Below are 20,854 nucleotides of genomic sequence, written 5' to 3' on the forward strand. Positions count from 1 at the left end.
GCTGTGGCACTGCACCGCCAGCGACGGCACGCGCAGCGGCGGCGGACTTCCGGCCGGCCGGTCTCACTCCGGCGCCGGACTGCCGTTGCTCGTGTGCACCACCAGCTCGTGCGCGCCCACGGCCTGGTTGCCACCGCGGCGCTTCGCCTCGCGCAGCGCGCGCTCGGCGGCCAGGCGCAGGTCGCCGACGCTGGGCGGTTGGAGGCCGTCGAACACGGCCCAGCCGAAGCTGCCGGACAGGGTCAGGTCGGCGCCGAACTCGGGCCAGCGACCGGACAGGCGCACGATGCCGTCCTTGAGGCGCTCGGAGACGCGCGTGGCCTCGGGCGCTCCGGCGTAGGGCAGGAGCACGGCGAACTCGTCGCCGCCCAGACGCCCGGCGAAGTCCTCGAGACGCAGGGTGCGGCGCACGGCGGCGCCGACCCGTTCGATCACCGCGTCGCCGACCGTGTGGTCGTAGCGCTTGTTGATCGAGCCGAAGTCGTCGAGGTCCACCATGATCAGCGCCAGGCTCGCGCCGACCTCGAGGGCGGCCGAGAATTGGCCCTGCAACAGGTCCTGGAAAGCCTGGGGGCGCAGCAGGTCGGTGCGGTCGTCGTGGGAGGCCCGGTGGCGCAACTCGCCGACCTCGCGCCGCAGCCGTGCGTCGCGCAGGAGGCGTTCGAGGCGCAGGCGGAACTCGCCGGGGTGGGCGCGGCGGTCGATCAGGTCCCAGGGCACGCTGCCCTCGACCCGGTTCACCAGGACGCTGGCGTCGCCGTGCTCGCCCACCAGAAGGACCGGCAGCTGGTCGCCCCCGGAGCTGGCCAGGGCGCCGAGCTCGGCCAACCCGCCGGGGGTCAGGGGATCGATGACGAGGACCTCCGGCCGCTCCCGTCGCAGCCGCTCGAGCGACTCGCGCAGGCTGGCGGACACCTCGATCCGGGCGTCCGTCAGCGGGGGCCCGGGGCGCACCGATCCCCGTTCGGGGGCGGCGAGTTTGCGGGCGAGGGTGCCGTCGCGGTGGTCGCAGGCGAGGATGAGAGGTCGCGTATCCATGGAAGCTCGCCTTCCAGTATCGCCCCGACCGCCCGGAAGGGGGAAGAGCAGAACCCTCTCGGTGCGACCGATTCGCGCCGAACAGTGGTCCCGGTCGATGCCTGTGGCTATCCTCTTCGGCCCTTTCGCGCCCGAGCCGGGTGCGTGCACAGCCTCGTGATCGCCCGCTCGGGCGCCCGCTCGAACAGCGGACGCCACCCGATCGAGCGTTCGCGGAGTCCGACTTCGAGGCCGAACGGCCGTCGTCCCGCAGCGCGAGACGTCGACCCGACCCTCGAGGATCCGGTCGGACTCCGGAAAGGCCACGCCGCAGCCGCCACGCGCAGCGCGAGGGAGCGGGCGAGAGCTTCGACACGTCGTCGACGCGCGCACCGCACCAGACCCCTAGATTCGGATCACGCCTTGAACACCTCCGTCGAAGAACTCATCCAGGCCGGCGTCCACTTCGGTTGCCACGCGTCGCGCTGGAACCCGAAGATGGCGCGCTTCATCCACTCGCGCCGCAACTCGATCCACATCATCGACCTGCGCGAGACCGTCCGCGGTCTCCTGCGCGCGCGCAACTTCCTGTACCACCTGGCCGCCGAGGGCGCGCAGGTGCTGTGGGTCGGCACGAAGCGTCAGGTGAAGGGCGTCGTGCGTGAGGCCGGCGAGCGCACAGGCATGCCGGTCGTCACCGAGCGTTGGATCGGTGGCACGCTGACGAACTTCAGCGTCATCCGCTCGCGCCTGCGTCGCCTCGAGGAACTCGAGAAGATGCACGAGGACGGCACCATCAACCAGTTCTCGAAGAAGCGGATCTCGAGCCTGCGCCGCGAGATGCGCAAGATCAACCGCAACCTGGGCGGCATCCGCGAGATGAACAGCATCCCCGGTGCCGCGGTCATCGTCGACCCGAGCCGCGAGTACAACGCCGTGCGCGAGGCCCGCAAGCTCGGCCTGGCCGTGATCGGCATCGTCGACACGGACTGCGACCCGGACGGCTGCGACATCCTCATCCCCGGCAACGACGACAGCCTGAAGTCGGTCCGCGTCCTGGTCGAGAACCTGGTCACGTCGGTCGAGGAGGGCGCGGCGAACGCACGCGAGCGCATGGCTTCCATCGGAGCTGCCGAGCGCACGGACGACCTGCCCATCGGTGACGAGCCCCGCCCGACGCGCGGCAACAAGCCGCCGGCGCCGAAGGCGGCCGAAGCCGCTCCGGCCGCTGCTGCCGAGGCGCCCGCCACCGAAGCGCCGGCCGAGGCGCCCGCCGCTCCCGCCGAGGGCGAGAGCACCCAGGGCTGATGGTCCGTTCGGTCGCGCCGGTGCGCACGCGCACCGGCCGACCGACCATTCGAATGCGCGCGGCTCGCCCGTCGAGTCGCGCCGGCGAACCGCTGCGGCGGGTCGCGACACTCACGTCCGGTCGATCGATCGGACGCTCACGACCGATCCACTTCTGTTGAACGCAAGGGACTGAACCGATGGCTGTTTCCGCGAGCATGGTCCGCGAGCTGCGCGACAAGACGGGCGCTGCGATGATGGACTGCAAGAAGGCGCTGGACGCCGCGGGTGGCGACATGGACGCCGCCCTCGACCACCTGCGCAAGCAAGGCCTCAAGACCGCCGCCAAGAAGGCGGGTCGCGAGACCTCCGAGGGCCGTGTGTCCGCCTCGATCTCGGACGACGGCACCGCTGGTGCGATGGTCGCCGTGCGCTGCGAGACGGACTTCGTCGCCAACACCGAGGACTTCCAGTCGATGATGGCGCGCTACGCCGCCGCCGCGCTGGCCGCCGATCTCCCCGCAGGTGAGTCGGCCGAGGCGTTCACCGCGCTGCCGATGGGGGGCTCGGACGTGTCCGAGGACCTCAAGCAGGTCGTCGGTCGCCTGGGTGAGAACATCCAGATCTCCCGCGTCGTGCGCCTGGCCGTCGACGGCGGCTTCGTCGGCGTCTACATCCACCACAACTTCAAGGTGGGGGCCATGGCGGCCGTGACGACGACGAAGAGCAAGGACGAGGCCCAAGGACTCCTGGGGCGTCTGTGCCAGCACATCGCGTTCACCAAGCCGGCCTACCGCGTGCCCGCGGACGTCCCCGAGGACGTTCAGCAGCGCGAGCGCGAGGTCCACCTGGAGAGCGACGACGTGAAGAGCAAGCCGGAGAACATCCAGGGCAAGATCGTCGAGGGCAAGATGAAGGCCTTCTTCAAGGACGTCTGCCTCGAGGAACAGGCCTGGATCTTCGACAACGGCATGTCCGTCGCGAAGGCGATCCAGAGCGAGCTCGGCCCGGACGCCGCACTCGCCGGCTACGCCGTCTTCGAGATCTGATCGGCGGGCGTCGGCTCCGGCCGAACCGCCCTTCGCGAAGAGGCCCGACGTCCACGGCGTCGGGCCTCTTCGCGTGGTGGGAGGGCTCCACGGGGCGCCACGTCCTCTCGCCGACACGACGATCCCGCCCCGGGCTCGGCGCCGCACACTTGCGGACCTCTCCGCTCGCATGGCGACGCCGTCATTTGGTTTCATGTCTCCACCCATGCCCTACCAACGCGTCCTCCTCAAATTGTCCGGCGAGTCTCTCGGCGATCCGGTCACGGGTCACGGGATCGATCCCGACTCCGTGAATCGCGTCGCCGTCGAGGTGGCCGAGGTCGCGCGCACCGGGGTGCAGGTGGCGATCGTCACCGGGGGTGGAAACATCCTGCGCGGCGCCCAGTTCAGCCAGCTCGGAGCCGCCCGCGCGAGCGCCGACTACATGGGCATGCTCGGGACCGTGATCAACGGCATCGCGCTGACCGAGGCGATCGAGCAGGCCGGTGCCGCCGCCCGTCTCATGACGGCGCTCGAGATCAAGCAGGTGGCCGAACCCTTCGTGCGTCGCCGGGCGCTGCGGCACCTCGAGAAGGGCCGCGTCGTCGTGCTCGCCGCCGGAACCGGCAACCCGTTCTTCACGACCGACACCGCCGCTTCGCTGCGCGCCACCGAACTGGGCTGCGACGTGCTGCTGAAGGCCACGAAGGTCGACGGGGTCTACTCGTCCGACCCGGCGACCGACCCGGACGCCGTGCGCTACGAGCGGCTGACCTACATGGAGGTTCTGAGTCAGGGCCTCCGCGTCATGGACGGCACCGCGATCACGCTCTCGATGGAGAGCAAGCTCCCGGTCGTCGTCTTCGACATGTTCACGCCCGGCAACATCGGGCGCGTGATCGGGGGCGAGCCCCTCGGCACGCGCATCGACGCCGAGTGAGGCCTGCTGCGTCGGGGCCACGTTCGCGCCGCGCGGTCCGCGCCGACCGCTCCGCGCAGATCGGCCCGCAGCAGGTGCTGACCGGGCCCACACCGAGATTCACGCCGGCGACCAGGTTCCCGGCCAACCAAGAGAGCAGGAGCGAATTCCCGTGAGCGACGACGTCATCAAAGACAGCAAGCAGCGCTACTCCAAGGCGCTGGACCACCTTTCCGATCTCCTGCGGTCCGTCCGCACCGGCCGCGCCTCCGCCTCGCTCGTCGACAACGTCCGCGTCGACTACTACGGCACGCCCACGCCCCTGAACCAGGTGGCTGCGGTGACGACGCCGGAAGCGCGCACGATCGTGATCAAGCCCTTCGACATCTCCGCGATCAAGGAGATCGAGAAGGCCCTCTCGAAGAGCGATCTGGGCGCCGCGCCCACGGACGACGGCAAGGTCGTGCGCATCACCCTGCCGCCCCTGTCGGGCGACCAGCGTCAGAAGTTCGCGGCGAAGGTGAAGGAGATGTGCGAGGAGACGCGCGTCGCGATGCGCAACGTGCGGCGCGAGATGAACAAGCACATCGACCAGCAGAAGAAGGACGGCGATCTGACCGAGGACGAGCACCGCAAGCTCCACGACGACATCCAGAGCCTGCTCAAGGACTGGGAGAAGAAGGTGGACGAGGTGCACGACAAGAAGGTCGCGGACATCCTCGAGTAGCGGCCACGGCTCGGCTCGGCTCGGTGAGGTGGCGGCCGCGTTCCGGATCGCCGGCGGGCCGCCGCAGCAACCGGTCGGGCCGCGCCGGCCACAGGTCGGGCCGGCGCGAGCTGGCGCCGAGCGGTCCGCGTTCGTCGAGGGCGTTCGTCGCGCGTGCGTCGAGGGCGCGCGGGACTCCCGCTGCCGCGCGACCTCGAGCGGTCGGGCCCCCGCCCGCGAACCCGAGTGGGGGAGCCGGGCGCAGCGAGCACGAGAAGGGGCTTGCGTCAGCCGTCTCGGTCCGTATCTTTCTCCGACCAGGTAGGTCGACCTGGCGCCCCTCGCGGGCGTGAACGACCACCCGGGTGGGTGCTTAGCTCAGTTGGTTAGAGCAACTGGCTTTTAACCAGTAGGTCCTAGGTTCGAGTCCTAGAGCACTCACCACTCCACCTGGCCCGCGTGTCGATCGCGGGCGGTGGGCAGGTGCATGCCGGACGCCCGATTGCTGGATGCCCGGACGCCGGATGACCGGACGCCGGATGCCTGGTCGCCGGAGGCGCGCCCCGCTCGTGGATCGGGAGGGGCTGGCGACGCCGCTCGACCTGCGGCCGCTGCGCTCGAAGCATGCTGCTGCCACGGCCCGTGACGCACCCGTTCGCGAAGGAGGCGACTCGGTGATCGCGCCCGGGTCGCGCAGCGCCGCCACGGACGCGTCGACCCGCCGGACGCGTGCCGCGCCGATCCCTCGCTCGCGTCGTCAGACCGGCAGGGCCGCGGACTCGGCACAGGCCGCTTCCACCGCGTCGATCTCCTTCGGCGCATCCGCGGTCAGGACTTCGTGTCCACTGGCGGTGACCAGGACGTCGTCTTCGATGCGGATGCCCATGCCGTGCCAACGCGCGTCGATGAGGTCGTCGTCCTCGGCCACGTAGACGCCGGGTTCGACGGTCAGGACCATGCCCGGCTCGAGCGGACGCGAGGCGCCGTCGGCGGTGAAGTACGCCCCGCAGTCGTGCACGTCGATGCCGAGCCAGTGGCTCGTCTTGTGCATGAAGACGCGGCTGTACCCGCCGGAAGCGATCAGCTCCTGCGCCGTGCCCTGGAACACGCCGATGCGCACCAGGCCTTCGCACAGCACCTCGAGCGCCGTGCGGTGCACCGTGTCGAACGTCGCGCCTGGGCGCACCGCTTCGATCGCCGCCTTCTCCGACGCGAGGACCACCTCGTACAGCGCGCGTTGGTCCGGCGTGAACACGCCATCGACCGGGAAGGTGCGCGTGACGTCGCCGGCGTAGCACTCCATCTCGCAGCCCGCGTCGATCAACAACAGCTCGCCCGCCATCAGTTCGGCGTCGTTCTCGTGGTAGTGCAGGATGCAGGCGTTCGAGCCGCCCGCGACGATGTTGCCGTAGGCCTCGCCGTTGCCACCCGCGCGCCGGAAGCAGTAGCCGATCAACGCGTCGATCTCGGCCTCGTTCGCACCCGGGCGCGCGGCGGCCATGGCGGCCCGGTGGGCGGCGGCCGTGACTTCACCGGCGCGGCGCATGATCGCGATCTCCTCGTCGGTCTTGATGAGGCGCAGCTCGCCGATCAGGCCCGCCGCATGGCTCCAACTGCTGGGCGCGCGCTTGCCGCGCTTCTTCGCCATGCGCGTGCTCTCGAGCACGTCCTCCATGGCGCGGTCGCGGTGCTCCTCCTCGCCGGTCGTGTAGAAGACCTCGTCGTAGCCGGTCAGCAGCGACGGCAGGTCGTCGAACACGTCGTCGATCGGATGCGCCTCGTCGACGCCCAGGACCTTCGGTGCGCGCTCGATGCCGACGCGTCGCCCGTTCCAGATCTCCGCGGTGACGTCGCGCTCGCGGCAGTACAGGAGCGTCTCGCCGCCATCGCGACCGGGCAGGAGCACCAGGCACGAGCCCGGTTCGGCGAAGCCCGTCGCCCACCAGAAGTCGCTGCCCGGGCGGAAGCGGTACTCCGAGTCCGAGTTGCGCGTGCGGGGGTCGCTGGTGAAGACGACCGCCGCCGCACCGCGCTCGCGCAACGCGTCGAGCAGGCGGGCACGGTTCTTCAAGTAGGGAGCGAGATCGGGTGTCGAGGACATGGGTGAAGGGCGTCGGATGGAGCGTCGAGTGGAGCGCGGGTGGTCGGTTCGGCCGCACGGTCGTGCCGTGGACCGAGAACGTGTCCGGCCCGGCCCCGTGCGCGGAGGGTTGGCGTGCTGTCTGGCGCGCGTGGACGTCAGCGGCCGTCGGGCGAGGAGGTCTCCCGCGGCGTCCTTGAGCGCGCCAGCACGAAGTGGGCGAGGTGTCCGGCCAGGTCGCGCAGCTTCGCGCCGCGAGCGGGGGACGGCGTCAGGTCGACGCGTTGGGCGCTCGCTCCGAACGGCGGCTCGCCCGGTTCGACGCGGCGCACGCGGAACGGGAACAGGTCCTCGCAGGCGCGCGCGAAACCGGCCACGTAGGCGGCCTGGGGATCGTCGGCGGCGATCACGAGTTCGAGTCCGAACAGTTCGAGGGCGCGCGGCACGGCGTCGGGCGCGATCGTCGGCCACGCGGCGCGATCCGGGCGGACGCGGCCCCACAGCCGATACCACTCGCCGGGCTCGGACAGGCGTACGGGGAGCGGCTCGCCGCTGGTCTCGGCGCGCTCCCAGTCGAAGTACTCGATCGCGATCGACAGACCGGGCGGCACCGGCAGCACGGCCGCGAACTCGACGGGCTCGCCCTCGTCCAGGCGGTAGCGCAGGTCGACGCCGTCGCCGCGCACCTGCAGGCGCATGGAAACCCGCGAGCCGCCGACCGTGAGCCCGGTGATCTCGAGGGGCTCGCGCGACGGCCGCCCGTTCGGATCGTCGAGCGCGGGCGGCGTCAGCGCGGGCCGCAGGACCACGCCACGCTCGAGGGCGCCGTTCCAGGGTTCCGAAGGCGTCCGTGTCCCGGACGGCACGGCATCCGCGCCGCCAGGTGATCCACTCTTCCGAGCTTCGCTCTCGAGCGCCCTGCCCACGAGCGGTCCCCCCACGAGCGGTCCCCCCACAAGGACGTGCGGCAGGAGTTGCGACGCGAGCGGAGCGTCGCGCGTGGCCAGCTCCGTGAGGTGGCTCCAGCCGTCGGCGTCGCGGCCCTGGTGGAAGGCGGCGAGGCACAGTCGCGCCAGGCGCTCGCCGTCGGCGTGGGTCGGCGTTCGGCCCCCCGCGGCCCACTCGGCGGCCCACTCCGATTCGCGCGCGAGGTCGTCGGCGAAGGCGCTCCAGTACTCGGTCCAGGCCGCCGCGTCGTGGGGAAGGTCCTCCGGCCAGGGATCCGTCGCAGCGGGGCTCGACGGATCCTGCGCGAGCAAGGGGAGCGCCGCGAGGGCGGGCGTCGCCGTGGACGCGGGCCACGTGACCTCCACGCCGGTGGTCGATCGTTCGACGCTCGCTCCGTCGTCACGTGTCCGGGCGTCGGCCTCCTGGTGCAGCGACCTGCTGCTCGGGTCGCTGTGCGCGCCCGCGAGCACGAGCGGACTCGCCGCTGCGAACAGCGCGACGCCCGCGGCCACGAGCGTGCAGAGGTGGGGGGCGACGGCGAGGAGCGAGGACATGGGGCGAGGACGGCACGGCGGGCCGTCCGGGCGGGTAGCCTATCGTGCCCGGCCCGCGCCGCTCCCCGCCATGATCCACAAGGAACTGCTCGAGATCCTCGCCTGCCCCGCCAGCTACCAGAGCCTCACGGTGGCCTCCGACGAGCTCGTCGCGAGGCTGAACCAAGGGGTCGCGGACGGCAGCCTGAAGGACGCCGCCGGTCGCCCCGTGACGGTGCCGATCGAGGCCGGTCTCGTGCGCGAGGACGGCCAGATCGTGTACCCCGTGCGCGACGGGATTCCGGTCCTGCTCGTGGACGAGGGTCTCGCCGTCGCCCAGGGCGAGTGACGGCCGCGTGGAGTTCGAACACCCCTCGCACCCCGGGCGCCGGGTCGTGCTCGGCTACTGCCTGAACGTCCTGGCGGGCGAGGACCTGCCCGCGCTCGAACGCGCGCTCGAACAGGTCTGCGCGGCCGTGCGCGAGCGCGTGGCGCCGGACGGGGTGCTCGGGTTGGGGCTGTACCTCCCCGCGTCGCTGGCCCTCCCGCTCGCCGAGGATCGCGCCGCCCGTCGTCGCGTGGACCTCGCGAAGCGCCTGAAGCGCCTCGGGCTGTGCGCCTTCACCGCCAACGCGTTCCCCTTCGGCGGGTTCCACCGTCCGGGGCTCAAGGCTGGCGTGTTCCGGCCGGGCTGGGACGAGCGCGAGCGCGCCTTCTACACGGCCGCGGTCGCGCTGATCGCGGACGAGCTCGCGCCGGCCGGAGCGAGCCACGTGTCGGTCAGCACCCACAGCGGACTGCACCGCGGCGAGCCAGGCGCGCTCGAGCGCGTCGAAGCCTGCGGTCGCGGACTCGGACTCGCGCTGGTCGCACTCGACGCGCTGCGCACGCGCCACGGACGACCGACGGTGCTGTCGATCGAGCCCGAACCGCGCAGCCTCGCCGGCGACACGCGCGAGCTCGCCGCGGTCTGGCCGGCGCTGATCGAAGGCGCGCGAGCCGAACTGTCCGAGCGCGGCGTCGCGGACCCCGAAGCTGTGATCGCCACCCACCTGGGACTGTGCCTCGACACGTGCCACGCTGCCGTCGAGTTCGAGGAACCACAGGAGCTGTGCGCGCGCATCGACGCGTTGGGGCTCCCGATCGGCAAGGTCCAGGTCTCGAGCGCGCTGCGCCTGCCGGACCCGGGGAACGACGACGTCGGACGCGCGCGACTGCTCGCAATGGACGAACCGGTCTACCTCCACCAGGTCACCGGGCGGCGCGGCAGCGAGTTGCTGCGCGCCCAGGACCTCGGCGATCCGGCGCTGTCCAGCGATCCGGCGTGGCTCGGCTGTGACGAATGGCGCTGTCACTTCCACGTGCCGGTCGACGCGCCCGACCCCTTGCCGGACGCCGGCGGTCTCGCGACGACCGCGACCCAGGGCGCCGCGACGCTCGCCGCGATCCTCGCCGATCCGACGCGCTGGGGAACGCGCGACCTGCACGTGGAGGTCGAGACCTACACGTTCGACGTGCTGCCGGCGGCGTGGCGCGAGGGCGGTCTCGCGGCGTCGCTCGCGCGCGAACTGGAGTGGACGCGCGCGCGGCTCGCCGACGCCGGATGGCTGGCGGTGGGGAGCGGTGCCTGAGTCGGTCCTCGGCCGGCAAAAAGAGGTTTCGGGGCGTTGACTGGCGGGGGAGACGTCCCTACCTTCTGCGGCTCAAGCGTGGCCCCATCGTCTAGTCAGGCCTAGGACACCAGGTTTTCATCCTGGCGACGGGGGTTCAAATCCCCCTGGGGTCACCATTCATCTCGCTCAGCGACCGCGGATCTTGAACGCGCGGTCCTCGCGAACGCGGAGTTTCCGCAGGACGGCACGGCACAGCCCGGGCCCTGGCGGGCGTTGGGTTTCGGGGCGTCGAGAATCGGCCCTGGTGGCCAGAGCCGCGTCGGCCGGCGGCCACGCAGCAGTAGGATCGCCGCCGTGACCACATCCCTCCCCGAGTCCGCGGTCCGCACCGCCGCCGAGCACCTCGGCGACGTCCTCGAGCACGCCTTCGCCCACACGCCCGACCGGTCCGCACTCGTGGTCTGGGACGCCGAGAGCGAGCTGGCTCGCGGTCTGGCCGCGGCCTATCGGATCTGCCTTCCCACGGCGCGGTTCCTCCCGTTCGACGGGACGCGTCACGACGACATCCGCGCGGCGTTCGAGCAGCTCGAGCCCCAGTCCCTCGTGGTGCTGGTCCAGTCGACGAGCTTTCGTCTCGACGCGTTCCGGATCCGGATCGAGCTCTTCGCGCGCGGTCTCAAGGTCATCGAGCACCCGCACCTCGCGCGCATGACCGGCGCCGAGGCGCTGGTCTACGTGGATTCGCTCGCCTACGACCCGACCTACTACCGGGGAGTGGGACGGGCGCTCGCCGAACGCATCGACCGCTGTGGCAACGGCGTCGTCGAGAGTGGCGATGGAACCGGCGCACCGGACCAGCTCGTCTATCCGGCGGCGTTCGAGTCGGCGAAGGTGAACATCGGCGACTACGCGGGGATGCGGAACGTCGGCGGCCAGTACCCGATCGGAGAGGTCTTCACCGAGTCGCGCGACCTCGCGGCCGTCAACGGGCGCGTGCGCATCGCGTTCTTCGGCGACACGGCGTTCACCGTGAATCGACCGCCGCGACCGATCACGCTCGTCGTCGAGGACGGCCGCGTCGCCCGTGCGGAGGATTCGACGCCGGAGTTCGACCGGGTCCTCGCCAACATCCGCGCCGACGACGGGGAGGTCTGGGTGCGCGAGCTCGGCTTCGGCCTGAACCGGGCGTTCGGCCAGGACCGCACCGTCACCGACATCGGCACGTTCGAACGCATGTGCGGCGTGCACCTGTCACTGGGTTCGAAACACGCGACCTACAACAAGCCCGAGCACGTCCGGAAGAAGTCGGCGCGGCACCACGTGGACGTGTTCGCCCTGACCGAGCGGGTCCTGCTCGACGACGAAGTCGTGTACGAGAAGGGCGCCTGGACCGTCGGAGTCTGACGCTCCGCGCTCCGGGCGCCCGATCGTTGGCGGTCGGTTCCAGGGTGGTCAGTCGTGCGACTGCGCGGACGGAACCTGCGTGTCCAGGGTCTTGAGCTTGCTGCCCTTCTTGATGCGGCGGCGGCGTTCGGGGAGCAGGTCCTTCATCGACTCGCGCTTGCCGAAGCAGAGCAAACGGTCGCCGCCCTCGAGCACGCGCGCGCCCCGGGGGTTGGGGATGGTCGTCCGTCCACGGTGCAGCGCGAGAACCACGATGTCCTTCTCGCGCAGGTCCGTGGCCTCGATCGCCATGCCCACGAAGGACGAGCCCTCGGGGATGTGGAGCTCGCTGACGCCGTAGCCCTTGCTGACGGTGAGGCGTTGACGGATGTCCAGCTCGGGGAAGCGGACGTGCTCCTGGGCGTAGTCCATGATCGCGCCCGCGATGTCGATGTTGGTGGCGCCTTCGATCCCCTCGAGGCCGGGCGACGAGTTGACCTCCATGATCTGCGGTCCGGTCGAGCTCTCGAGCATGTCCACGCCTGCGACCTGGAGGTTCATGATCTGTGCGGCCCGAACGGCGGCTTCCTCGTAGGCCGGTTCCAGCTCGACGACCTCGGTGCGTCCGCCGCGGTGGACGTTGCTGCGGAACTCGGAGCCTTGGGCCACGCGGCGCATGGCACCGACGACGCGGTCGCCGACCACGAAGGCACGAATGTCCTTGCCTCGGCTCTCGGCCACGAACTTCTGGATGAGCACGTTCTGCTTGGTGCTCTGCAGCGTTTCGATGATCGCTTCGGCGACCTTGTTGTTGTCCGCCAGGATGACGCCCACGCCCTGCGTCCCTTCGAGCAGCTTGATGATGACCGGAGCGCCGCCGATGCGCTCGATCGCCGGTAGCACGTCGCTGCGATTCTTCACGAACTCCGTGGCGGGGATCCCGATGTCGTGCTTCGACAGGATCTGCAGGGACCGCAGCTTGTCGCGCGAGTTCGTGATCCCGTTGGCTCCGTTCATGCAGAAGACGTCCATCTGCTCGAACTGGCGGACCACCGCGGTGCCGAAGTAGGTGATGGAGGCGCCGATCCGCGGGATCACCACGTCGTAGCTCGATAGGCTCTTGCCCTTGTAGTAGAGGTCCGGGCTGCCCTTGTCGAGGTCGATGGAGAAGCGCAGCGTGTTGAGCACGCGGACGTGGTGCCCCCGAGCCAGCGCCGCTTCCTTGAGGCGTCGGGTGCTGTAGCAGTTCGGGCTGCGGGAAATGATCGCGATCTTCATCGGTCTGGCCGGCGTGGTGACGATTCGGGCGGCGGGTGTGGTCGAGGACGAGTGCGGTGCTCAGGTGGGCGGATCGTGCACGCCCTGGAAGTAGTCGACTTCATCGGCGGCGGTGTCGAGCTTCTCGAAGACGGCGACGTGGAAGAGCGCGTCCCCTTCGTTGACCAATGGCAGGTTCGTGCGACCGATGAGCACGCCGGACGTGGGGGCGACGACCTGGGTCTCCTCGGTACCGAGCGGGTCGGACACCGCGCCCAGGCGTTGGCCCTTCTCGATCCGTGCGCCGACCGTGAGCTGCGAGACGAGGATCCCGCTCTCGGGCGCGCGGATCCAGGTGCTGCCGTGCGCGACGAACGGCTCGACGGGCCGCCTCTGCGACTTCGAGGCCGGCAGCATGTCGAGGCTGCGCATGACCGAGAGCACGCCGCGCAGTCCGGCCTTGATGGCGAGCTCGTCGAAGCGCAGGGCCTCTCCGGCTTCGTACACGATGATCGGAACCCCCAGGACGCTGACCGCCTGACGCAACGAGCCCGGGCGCAGCTCGGCGTCGATGATGACCGGTGCTCCGAAACTGCGCGCGAGTTCCTCGACGCCAGGTTCCGCGAGACTCGCGCGGAGTTGGGGGAGGTTCGAACGGTGCATCGAGCCGGTGTGCAGGTCGATGCCGTGAGTGGCCTTCTCGACGACTTCTTGCAGGAACGTGTTCGCGAGGCGAGCGCCGAGCGAGCCCTTCGATGAGCCGGGGAAGCAGCGGTTGAGGTCGCGGCGATCGGGCAGGTAGCGCGTCTGGGCGATGAAGCCGTAGACGTTCACGATCGGGACGGCGATCAGGGCGCCGCGCATCTGCTTGAGGACGCTCTGTCGCAGGAGCCGGCGAATGATCTCGACGCCGTTGATCTCGTCCCCGTGGACCGCCGCGCTCACGAACAGGCGCGGGCCGGGCTTGCGACCGTGCACGACGCGGACCGGCAGTGCGACGTCGCCGGCCGTGTAGCGCCGCGCGACGGGAATCTGGATGGTGGCCCGTGTGCCGGGCTTCACCTCCTCTCCGGCGATGATCAGGGGATCGGTGTTCAAGCGACTGCGATGCGTTCTGGGGGACGGCGCGCGTCCTGCGGAGCGTGCGGACCGGTGGACGGGCGCCAGGGGCTGCGCTCTTCCGGCCGGACTCTACTCCGTGCGCGTCCGCGCCCGTCAACTGATCGTGCCTGCTAGGGAGCGGACCGTCGTCGCACCCTTGCGGTCGGGCGCGCGGGTGCCGGATCGGCCCGGTCCGGGCCGGGCGTGCGTTGCAACGCTCGTGGCAGCGGGCGAGACTGCTCGACGGGCACCTACCCGCACCATGGAACCGAGCACGAGAGGGACGACGGACCAGCGGAACGGCCGCGCGACCCGGGTCGCCGCCGCGCTGGCGTTCGTGCTCGCGCTCCTCGTCAAGCTGCCGCAGCTCGGGTTCGGGCACCGCGAGCCGGACGAGGTCATCTACTGGCAGCTGGCTCAGCGGCTGTGGCAGGACGGGGTCTATTCGCTGCGCGGAACGCTGATGCTCGAGCGCCTGCCCGCGGCCATGTACGACCACGGGCTGTTCCACCACCCGCCGCTCTTCGCGGCGCTGCTCGGTCCCTGGGCGGTCGGTGACGCCGGACCCTATCCGCCGTCCTCGGCCATCTGGATCACCTGGATCGCACACGCGCTGTTCGCGGCCGCCACGGTGCACCTCGGCCTGCGGCTCGCCGCGGAGAACCGTCGGCGTCCCCTCGGGTCGATTCTGTGCGCGTCGGCGAGCGCCGCCTGCGTGTTCGACCCGTTCGGGTGGTTCGCGTCGCGCTTCCTTTGGATCGACTCGGTCTCGATGGCGCTCGCGGCGCTCGCGGTCGCAGTCGCGTTCGGAGCGACGTCGCGGCGGCGGTTCGTCCTGGCAGGGGTCCTGTGCGGCTGCGCCGGGCTGGCGAAGTTGACCGGACTCGTCGTCCTCCTCCCGGTGGTGGCCGAACGGCTGCTGCGCGACGACGGTGAGCGCGCACGTCGGGGCGGCGACCTCGCGGCGCTGCTGCTCCCGGCGACCGCGCTGGTGGGGGGCTGGTCGATCGTGTTCTGGTCCGCGACCGGCGCGCTCCTGCCGACGTGGATCGCACCGGACGCTGAGGTTCTCGCCCGCGACGCCCTGATGGCCGAAGGGTTCGGCCGTTCGCCCGCGACCTACCTGTGGCTCGTTCCCGCCGTGCAGCCGCTCGTGCTGTGGACCGCGGCGGCGCTCGCGATCGGGCAGCGATCTTCGTGCGCGAGCGTCCGGCCCCTCGTGCTGTGGTTCGCCGTGGGTGGAGCGGCGATCGCGGCCACCGGTTGGCTCGGCACGACGCCCGTCCTCACGCGGCAGCTCGCGCCGATCTACCCGGCGCTCTACGCGCTCGCGATCGTCGCCCTCTCCGAGCGACGGACCGTGGCCTGGCGCGCCACCTTCGTCCTGGCGACGGCGGTCGGCGCGCTCAACGGCGCACTCGCCGTGTACGGCACGTCCGTCTACGAGCTCTCGAGCGTGCTGCTGGGAGCGCCCGGCCGATGACGCGACGAGGAACCCGCGGCGTCGGATTCAGTGCGCGCGCGGGTGGGCCCGTTCGTAGGCCTCGCGCAGGTGTTCGTTGCTGACGTGCGTGTAGATCTGCGTCGTGACCAGGTGCGCGTGTCCGAGCAGTTCCTGCACCGAGCGCAGGTCCGCACCGCGATCGAGCAGGTGCGTCGCGAAGGAGTGCCGCAGCGTGTGCGGCGTCGCGTGGCGCCGGATCCCAGCTCGCAGCGCGAGCCCCGAGACGATGCGCTGCAGCGAGCGCGTCGTGAGTCGACCACCGCGGCTGTTGAGGAAGACCGCCGACTCGTGACCCGGCAGGGGGCGCGGTCGCTCGGGGTCGTCGAGGTACGCGGCGAGGGCGCGCACCGCGTGGCTTCCGAGCGGTGCCAGCCGTTCCTTGCGGCCCTTGCCGAGGACGCGAACGAGCATCTGTTCGAAGTCGACGTCCAACCGCTCGAGTCCGACGGTCTCGGCGGCACGCGTCCCGGCCGAGTACATGACTTCGAGCAACGCGCGGTCGCGCCGACCACTCGGCGTCGAGACGTCGGGGGCGAACAGGAGGCTCTCGATCTCGCCCTCCGACAGGCCGCTCGGCAACGGGCGACCGCGGCGCGCACTGCGCAGCCCCGTGGCCGGGTGGACCTCGAGCGCTCCTTCGCGGACGAGATGGCGGTAGAAGCCGCGGACCGACGACAGCTTGCGTTGGATGCTGGTGCGTGCGAGTCCGCGTTCGTCGAGTGCCGCCAGATAGCGGCGCAGGTGGCGCGGTGTCGTGCGCTCGGGTTCGTCGACCCCGATCGCGCCCAGCGTGACCGCGAGTTCGAGCAAGTCGGCCCGGTAGGCGCGCTGGGTGTGCTCCGAGCCTCCGCGCGTTCCGACGCGGTGCGCCAGGTAGCGCTCGATCCAGCGCACGAACGGCGCCGGAGCGGCGGCCAGATCGATGGGGGCGGCGTCGCTCACGGGCCGACTGTAGTCCCGAAGGCGCTCGTGAACGGGCGCGGGCTCGGCGCGCGCGATGCGCACGTCCGAGCCCTGGGGCGGGATCGGGTCCCGCGGCGTCCTGGGTGGGCGGAGTCGGACCGACTCAGCGCGCGCTCGGAGCCTTCTCGTCCTTCTTGGCGGGCGCGTCGGTCTTCTCCGACTTGGTGGCCGGCAGCGCGGCTTCGAGTCCGTCGACGTAGCCGCGGAATCCGGCGAGCAGGACCTCGCGCGACTTCGGGTTGATCCCGGCCGTGAAGCCGTTCTTCTCGGCGTCGGCGAGGCTCGTGCGCAGGGCGCTGGCCTGGCGCGACTGGGCGGCGAAGAAGCGCTCGAGCTGCGCGTTCTTCTGGGTCAGATGCTCGACGGACTGGACCATGGACTCGAGCTTGGCCTCGAGGGCCTCGACCCGCGGCTCGAGCTCGGTGGGAGCGTCGTCCTGGGCTCCGCGGATCTCGAAGGGGGCCAGCGAGGCCAGGACGGCGGCTCCGACGAGGCCGGCGAACGAGGTGTGCAGTGCAGCGCGCTTCATGGGGGTCGCTATCGGCCCTTTCGGGTCGAAGCTTGACCTGTGGGCCGCCGCCGAGACTCAGGTGCGCACCCAGCGCTCGCGAGGCGGGCTCGATCGATCCCGCGGCCCCCAGTGGTCCGCCCGGACCCTCACTCGGTGGCGGGCTCGTCGATCACCGGCGGTGCGGGCAGACGGGCCATGAGACCGAGGGGCAGCAGCATCGCGAGCGCACCGACGACGTACGGCGCGCTGCTGGACAGACTCCAGTAGGCCAGGCCGCCGAGGAAAGGGCCGATCGCCCGGGCCAGCGACCCCATCGAGCGGAACGTGCCCTGGGCGAGCCCCTGCCGGTTCGCGTGGGCGTAGCGCGACACCAGGGCGGACAGGCAGGGCATGACCATCGCGCTGCCGCTCGCCAGGAGGGCGAGTCCGACGTAGAGCTGGACGCCCGCGCCGCTCGAGCCGATGCCGGGTACGAATCCGACCAGACAGAAGCCCGGGATCAGGAGGGCGAGTCCGAGCGAGCCCATGCGGCGCTCGCCGACGCGCGGCGCCATGCGGCGTACGACGCCGCCCTGGACGAACGCGATCATCAGTCCGATGAACACGAACATCGTGGCGTTGTCGCCCGGTCCGTACCCGAGTCGGTCGGTGGTCAGGAACACGAGCGTGAACTCCATGGCGGAGAACAGGATCATGTAGACCAGGTAGATCACGTGGGTGCGAGCGATGCCGGGGACGCCGAGCTTCGCGGCCTTCAGGAAGTCGAAGGCGCCGGCGCGCTCACGCGGCGTGCTGCGGTCCAAGGTCTCCGGGAGTCGGAACGCGACGAGCAGCCAGTTGACGAGTGCGAGCGCGAGGCTGACGGCGGCGGCCGACGAGAAGGGGTTGACGCCGTACTGCTCCCACAGCGGGCGGAAGGCGAGGACGTCGACGTAGGCGTAGGACAGGGCGCCGAGCGCCGGGCCGAGCACGAAGCCCAGTCCGATCGCGGCGCCGACCGCCGCCATGCCGCGCGAGCGCTCCCGCGGCGGATAGACGTCGGCGACGACCGCCGATGCCGTAGCGATGTTGCCAGCCATGACGCCCGCGACCAGGCGCGAGATCACGAGTAGGGCGAAGCTGCCCGCGACGAACCACAGACCGTAGGCCAGCATCGTTCCCGCCAACGTCACGAGCAGGACCGGGCGACGACCGACGCGGTCCGAGAGCCCTCCCCACAGCGGCGCGAACAGGAACTGAAGGAGCGAGTAGGCGGACCCCAGGACACCGCCGAACAGCGCGGTGACCGCGAAGTCCGCTCCGGCGCGGTCGCCGACCACCTGGACGAGCTGGGCATGGAGCTCTCCGATGGCGCTGCCCGGACCTTCCTTGTCGAGGTAGTGCTCGAGGAGCTCGGGAAAGAGGGGGAACAGGACGGAGAACCCGATCAGGTCCAGGAGCACCGTCAGGAACACCGGACCCATCACCCGCGACTTCGCATTCGACATGGCGAGGTTGTACCCGGCACGCCAGGTGCGACCGCTCGCCCTCCCGACTTTCGAACCTGGGTGCACGCAGCAGGACGGGAGGTTCCTGGTGGCGGCGAGCGGGTCGGCGGAGTCTCGGGCCGTGCTGCGTTCGTCGAACGGAGCGACGGGGTGGCGGCACCGAGGCCTTCCGGTTCGGTGCCGCGCGCGCCAGGATGGAGCGCGTGTCCGACATGCAACTCACGGGAACGCATCTTGATGGGTCCGCGACCGTTCGACGTCGCCGCACGGAGATCGTCGATCCGCCGCGTCCCGAGGCGCTGCTGCGACAGGTCGGTGACGAACGACGGCCGATCCTGTTCGCCGGTTCTTCCGGCCGGCCGGCTCGCCACGCCTGGCTGTGCTTCGATCCCGTGCGCGTGCTCGACGGAGTGCGGGACCTGGACGCGCTGCGTTCGGCGGTCCGCGCGTTGGAACTCGTCGGCGACGATCCCGCAGGGCCGTTCCTCGGGGGCTTCGCCGGTGTGCTCGCCTACGACCTGGGGCCGCACGGAGAGGCGCTCGACCTGCCGCCGGATCCCTGGGGGTGGCCGCCGATCGTCGGCGGGCTCTACACCGACCTCGTGCACTGGGACCTCGTCGCAGGGACGGCCGAGTTGATCCTGCGCGAGGGAGACGACGAGCGGCGTTCCGACGCTCGAAGGGCGGAGCTGCTCGCGTGCATCGAACGGGCTCGCGAGGGTCACGGAGCCGCGCGCTCCGAACCGGCGTGCGACGCGCCCGTCGACCCGCTCGAGCGCCGCACCTCCGCCGAACGCTTCCGCGCGAACGTCGAGCGCGCGCGCACGCAGATCGCCGACGGTTCCTACTACCAGGCCAATCTCTCGCACCGCTTCACCACGCAGGTGCGCCGTCCTCCGCACGAGCTCTACGAGGCGTTGACGCGGACGAATCCGGCGCCGTACATGGGCTACATGTCCCATCCGGGTGGGGCGATCCTGTCGTCGTCGCCCGAGCTGTTGTTCGAGTTCGACGGCCGCGTCGCCCGCAGTCGTCCGATCAAGGGCACGTGCAAGCGCGCGCTCGAGCCCGAGGCCGACGAACGTGCCGCACGCGCGCTGCTCGCGAGTGCCAAGGATCGCGCCGAACTGGCGATGATCGTCGATCTGGTGCGGAACGATCTCGGCCGCGTCGCGACCGCGGGCGGCGTGTCGGTGCCCGAGGCCGTCGCGGTCGAGACGTTCTCGCACGTGCACCATCTGGTCGGAACCATCGAGGCGACGGTGCGACCGGACGTCGACGCGTTCGACGTCCTGGCCGCGCTCTTCCCCGGAGGGTCGATCACGGGCGCGCCCAAGCTGGCGGCGATGGATGCGATCGCCGTGCTCGAAGGCGAGGGACGCGGTCCGTTCACCGGCTCGCTGGGTTGGATCGGCACGGACGGCGCGGCGTGCTTCAACATCCTGATCCGCACCCTTCTCACGCGGCCGATCGAAGCGGACCTGCACGAGGTGTCGTTCCGCGTTGGCGGCGGGATCACCTGGCGCTCCGACCCGTGGGCCGAGGACGAGGAGACCCTGGCGAAGGCGGAGGGGTTGGTGCGCGCGCTCGAGTCGGACCACAGGGACGCCGAGGTGAAGGAGTCGAGGGGTGACGCTGGCGGCGCGATCGCGAAGGAGCGAGGAGCGGACCGATGAGCGCGGACCCGCGCGAACGTTGGGTCGTGCTCGGCGGCCAGGTCGTGGCCGTGGACGAAGCGCGCATCGATCCCCGCGATCCCGCCGTCACCGGTGGGGCGGCACTGCTCGAGACGTTCGCCGTGGTCGGGGGGAGCGCGCTGCTCTTCGAACAGCACCTCGAACGCCTGAACCGTTCCGAGGCCGAACTCGGCTGGGCGCGCACGCCGGCCGCAGCCGTGCGCGGGGGCATCGAAGGTCTGCTCGCGGCCTGCGGTGTCGACTCCGGAGCGCTGCGCCTCGTGCGGTCACCCGGTCCACCCGGGGGCCCGGACACGGTGCTGCTCGGACTGCGAGCACTGCCAGAACCTCCGGCCGAGGGTCTCGACCTCGTGGTGGACGACGGGACGTGGGCTGCTCCGTCCGGCTTCGACGGACACAAGCACACGGGCCGTCTCGCTCGCACGCTCCTGCGCGAGCGGGCCCGGCAGCGGGGCGCCTGGGACGCCCTGCTCGTCGGACGTGACGGCGCCGTGCTCGAGGCGACCTGCGCGAACCTTGTGGTGGTCGGTCGCGACGGTCTGGTTCGCACACCGCCGCTCGAGCATGGGGTCCTCCCGGGGGTGGTGCGGCAGATCCTGGTGGACGCCGGGGAGGTCCAGGAAGGGCGATTGCTGGTCTCGCACCTGTCCGACGCCCGCGAGGTGCTCTTGACGAGCTCCCTGATAGGATGCCGGGGCGCGCGCAGGCTCTTCGCCGGCCCCCAGGGGCCCAAGCGGGAGCTGCCGGGTGCCGAGGGGTCCGTAGCGATCAGGCTGCGGGCGCGGCTCGGGGTCCGGGTTCCGGGCTAGGGCCTAGGTTC

Annotated in this window: 18 protein-coding genes and 2 tRNA genes; 12 read left to right on the top strand and 8 right to left on the bottom strand. The window is 71.1% G+C overall.

What is annotated here, in order from left to right; translation table 11 throughout:
* Positions 1–63 precede the first annotated feature (63 nt).
* Positions 64–1,038, bottom strand: coding sequence for a GGDEF domain-containing protein (locus Pla163_RS08900; protein ID WP_145186749.1), 975 nt, complete (start codon positions 1,036–1,038; stop codon positions 64–66).
* 402 nt (positions 1,039–1,440) lie between these two features.
* On the opposite strand from Pla163_RS08900, the gene rpsB reads away from it, so the two are divergent.
* From rpsB to Pla163_RS08925, 5 genes are all read left to right on the top strand, one after another.
* Positions 1,441–2,325, top strand: a complete 885-nt coding sequence (gene rpsB, locus Pla163_RS08905; protein ID WP_145186753.1) for a 30S ribosomal protein S2 — start codon at positions 1,441–1,443, stop codon at positions 2,323–2,325.
* A gap of 179 nt (positions 2,326–2,504) precedes the next feature.
* On the top strand, positions 2,505–3,353 hold the full coding sequence (tsf, locus tag Pla163_RS08910) for a translation elongation factor Ts (protein WP_145186756.1): 849 nt from the start codon (positions 2,505–2,507) through the stop codon (positions 3,351–3,353).
* A 205-nt stretch (positions 3,354–3,558) separates the two neighbouring features.
* Positions 3,559–4,272, top strand: a complete 714-nt coding sequence (gene pyrH, locus Pla163_RS08915; RefSeq protein ID WP_419186477.1) for a UMP kinase — start codon at positions 3,559–3,561, stop codon at positions 4,270–4,272.
* 151 nt (positions 4,273–4,423) lie between these two features.
* Complete coding sequence (gene frr / locus Pla163_RS08920; protein WP_145186762.1) at positions 4,424–4,978, top strand: ribosome recycling factor; 555 nt, start codon at positions 4,424–4,426, stop codon at positions 4,976–4,978.
* Between the two features lie 346 nt (positions 4,979–5,324).
* A tRNA-Lys gene (locus Pla163_RS08925) sits at positions 5,325–5,401 on the top strand.
* Positions 5,402–5,714: 313 nt separating this feature from the next.
* On the opposite strand, the gene Pla163_RS08930 is transcribed toward Pla163_RS08925, so the two are convergent.
* The gene (locus tag Pla163_RS08930; RefSeq protein WP_145186764.1) at positions 5,715–7,058 is read right to left on the bottom strand and encodes an aminopeptidase P N-terminal domain-containing protein; all 1,344 of its coding nucleotides are present in this window, start codon (positions 7,056–7,058) and stop codon (positions 5,715–5,717) included.
* A gap of 137 nt (positions 7,059–7,195) precedes the next feature.
* Entirely contained in the window at positions 7,196–8,539 is a 1,344-nt protein-coding gene (locus tag Pla163_RS08935; protein ID WP_145186767.1) for a hypothetical protein, read from the bottom strand.
* A 70-nt stretch (positions 8,540–8,609) separates the two neighbouring features.
* On the opposite strand from Pla163_RS08935, the gene Pla163_RS08940 reads away from it, so the two are divergent.
* From Pla163_RS08940 to Pla163_RS08955, 4 genes are all read left to right on the top strand, one after another.
* Complete coding sequence (locus tag Pla163_RS08940) at positions 8,610–8,867, top strand: Trm112 family protein (RefSeq protein WP_145186770.1); 258 nt, start codon at positions 8,610–8,612, stop codon at positions 8,865–8,867.
* A 7-nt stretch (positions 8,868–8,874) separates the two neighbouring features.
* Positions 8,875–10,149 carry a metabolite traffic protein EboE gene (gene eboE, locus Pla163_RS08945; RefSeq protein WP_145186773.1) on the top strand — a complete coding sequence of 425 codons (1,275 nt, stop codon included), beginning with the start codon at positions 8,875–8,877 and terminating at the stop codon, positions 10,147–10,149.
* 80 nt (positions 10,150–10,229) lie between these two features.
* Positions 10,230–10,307: transfer RNA gene (locus tag Pla163_RS08950), tRNA-Glu, on the top strand.
* Positions 10,308–10,485: 178 nt separating this feature from the next.
* Positions 10,486–11,535: a M29 family metallopeptidase gene (locus Pla163_RS08955; RefSeq protein ID WP_419186478.1), complete on the top strand. Its 1,050-nt coding sequence runs from the start codon at positions 10,486–10,488 to the stop codon at positions 11,533–11,535.
* Between the two features lie 48 nt (positions 11,536–11,583).
* On the opposite strand, the gene Pla163_RS08960 is transcribed toward Pla163_RS08955, so the two are convergent.
* Both Pla163_RS08960 and Pla163_RS08965 read right to left on the bottom strand, forming a co-directional pair.
* Entirely contained in the window at positions 11,584–12,792 is a 1,209-nt protein-coding gene (locus Pla163_RS08960; protein ID WP_145186776.1) for a RimK family alpha-L-glutamate ligase, read from the bottom strand.
* 60 nt (positions 12,793–12,852) lie between these two features.
* Entirely contained in the window at positions 12,853–13,869 is a 1,017-nt protein-coding gene (locus tag Pla163_RS08965) for a succinylglutamate desuccinylase/aspartoacylase family protein (protein ID WP_145186779.1), read from the bottom strand.
* A gap of 265 nt (positions 13,870–14,134) precedes the next feature.
* Here Pla163_RS08965 and Pla163_RS08970 point away from each other — a divergent pair, with 265 nt between their 5' ends.
* Positions 14,135–15,355 carry a hypothetical protein gene (locus tag Pla163_RS08970; protein WP_419186479.1) on the top strand — a complete coding sequence of 407 codons (1,221 nt, stop codon included), beginning with the start codon at positions 14,135–14,137 and terminating at the stop codon, positions 15,353–15,355.
* 27 nt (positions 15,356–15,382) lie between these two features.
* Here Pla163_RS08970 and Pla163_RS08975 read toward each other — a convergent pair whose 3' ends face one another.
* From Pla163_RS08975 to Pla163_RS08985, 3 genes are all read right to left on the bottom strand, one after another.
* Positions 15,383–16,318 carry a tyrosine recombinase XerC gene (locus Pla163_RS08975; protein WP_419186480.1) on the bottom strand — a complete coding sequence of 312 codons (936 nt, stop codon included), beginning with the start codon at positions 16,316–16,318 and terminating at the stop codon, positions 15,383–15,385.
* A 124-nt stretch (positions 16,319–16,442) separates the two neighbouring features.
* Positions 16,443–16,868 (bottom strand): hypothetical protein, encoded by a 426-nt coding sequence (locus Pla163_RS08980; protein WP_145186785.1) that lies wholly within the window; start codon positions 16,866–16,868, stop codon positions 16,443–16,445.
* A 128-nt stretch (positions 16,869–16,996) separates the two neighbouring features.
* On the bottom strand, positions 16,997–18,337 hold the full coding sequence (locus Pla163_RS08985; protein ID WP_145186788.1) for an MFS transporter: 1,341 nt from the start codon (positions 18,335–18,337) through the stop codon (positions 16,997–16,999).
* Between the two features lie 212 nt (positions 18,338–18,549).
* Here Pla163_RS08985 and Pla163_RS08990 point away from each other — a divergent pair, with 212 nt between their 5' ends.
* Together Pla163_RS08990 and Pla163_RS08995 are read left to right on the top strand one after the other, a co-directional pair.
* Positions 18,550–20,013, top strand: coding sequence for an anthranilate synthase component I family protein (locus Pla163_RS08990; protein ID WP_419186510.1), 1,464 nt, complete (start codon positions 18,550–18,552; stop codon positions 20,011–20,013).
* Positions 20,010–20,843 carry an aminotransferase class IV gene (locus tag Pla163_RS08995; protein ID WP_145186793.1) on the top strand — a complete coding sequence of 278 codons (834 nt, stop codon included), beginning with the start codon at positions 20,010–20,012 and terminating at the stop codon, positions 20,841–20,843. Before Pla163_RS08990 ends, Pla163_RS08995 begins: the two co-directional genes overlap by 4 nt.
* Positions 20,844–20,854: the final 11 nt, after the last annotated feature.

The organism is Rohdeia mirabilis, from assembly GCA_007750655.1.
Classification (GTDB): Bacteria; Planctomycetota; UBA1135; order UBA1135.

Excerpts from the sequence above, each read along its gene's own strand:
- Pla163_RS08900 (WP_145186749.1), bottom strand. The coding sequence starts at position 1,038 with ATGGATACGCGACCTCTCATCCTCGCCTGCGACCACCGCGACGGCACC.
- tsf (WP_145186756.1), top strand. The coding sequence starts at position 2,505 with ATGGCTGTTTCCGCGAGCATGGTCCGCGAGCTGCGCGACAAGACGGGC.
- pyrH (WP_419186477.1), top strand. The coding sequence starts at position 3,559 with ATGCCCTACCAACGCGTCCTCCTCAAATTGTCCGGCGAGTCTCTCGGC.
- Pla163_RS08930 (WP_145186764.1), bottom strand. The coding sequence starts at position 7,058 with ATGTCCTCGACACCCGATCTCGCTCCCTACTTGAAGAACCGTGCCCGC.
- Pla163_RS08935 (WP_145186767.1), bottom strand. The coding sequence starts at position 8,539 with ATGTCCTCGCTCCTCGCCGTCGCCCCCCACCTCTGCACGCTCGTGGCC.
- Pla163_RS08940 (WP_145186770.1), top strand. The coding sequence starts at position 8,610 with ATGATCCACAAGGAACTGCTCGAGATCCTCGCCTGCCCCGCCAGCTAC.
- Pla163_RS08960 (WP_145186776.1), bottom strand. The coding sequence starts at position 12,792 with ATGAAGATCGCGATCATTTCCCGCAGCCCGAACTGCTACAGCACCCGA.
- Pla163_RS08970 (WP_419186479.1), top strand. The coding sequence starts at position 14,135 with ATGGAACCGAGCACGAGAGGGACGACGGACCAGCGGAACGGCCGCGCG.
- Pla163_RS08980 (WP_145186785.1), bottom strand. The coding sequence starts at position 16,868 with ATGAAGCGCGCTGCACTGCACACCTCGTTCGCCGGCCTCGTCGGAGCC.
- Pla163_RS08985 (WP_145186788.1), bottom strand. The coding sequence starts at position 18,337 with ATGTCGAATGCGAAGTCGCGGGTGATGGGTCCGGTGTTCCTGACGGTG.
- Pla163_RS08990 (WP_419186510.1), top strand. The coding sequence starts at position 18,550 with ATGCAACTCACGGGAACGCATCTTGATGGGTCCGCGACCGTTCGACGT.
- Pla163_RS08995 (WP_145186793.1), top strand. The coding sequence starts at position 20,010 with ATGAGCGCGGACCCGCGCGAACGTTGGGTCGTGCTCGGCGGCCAGGTC.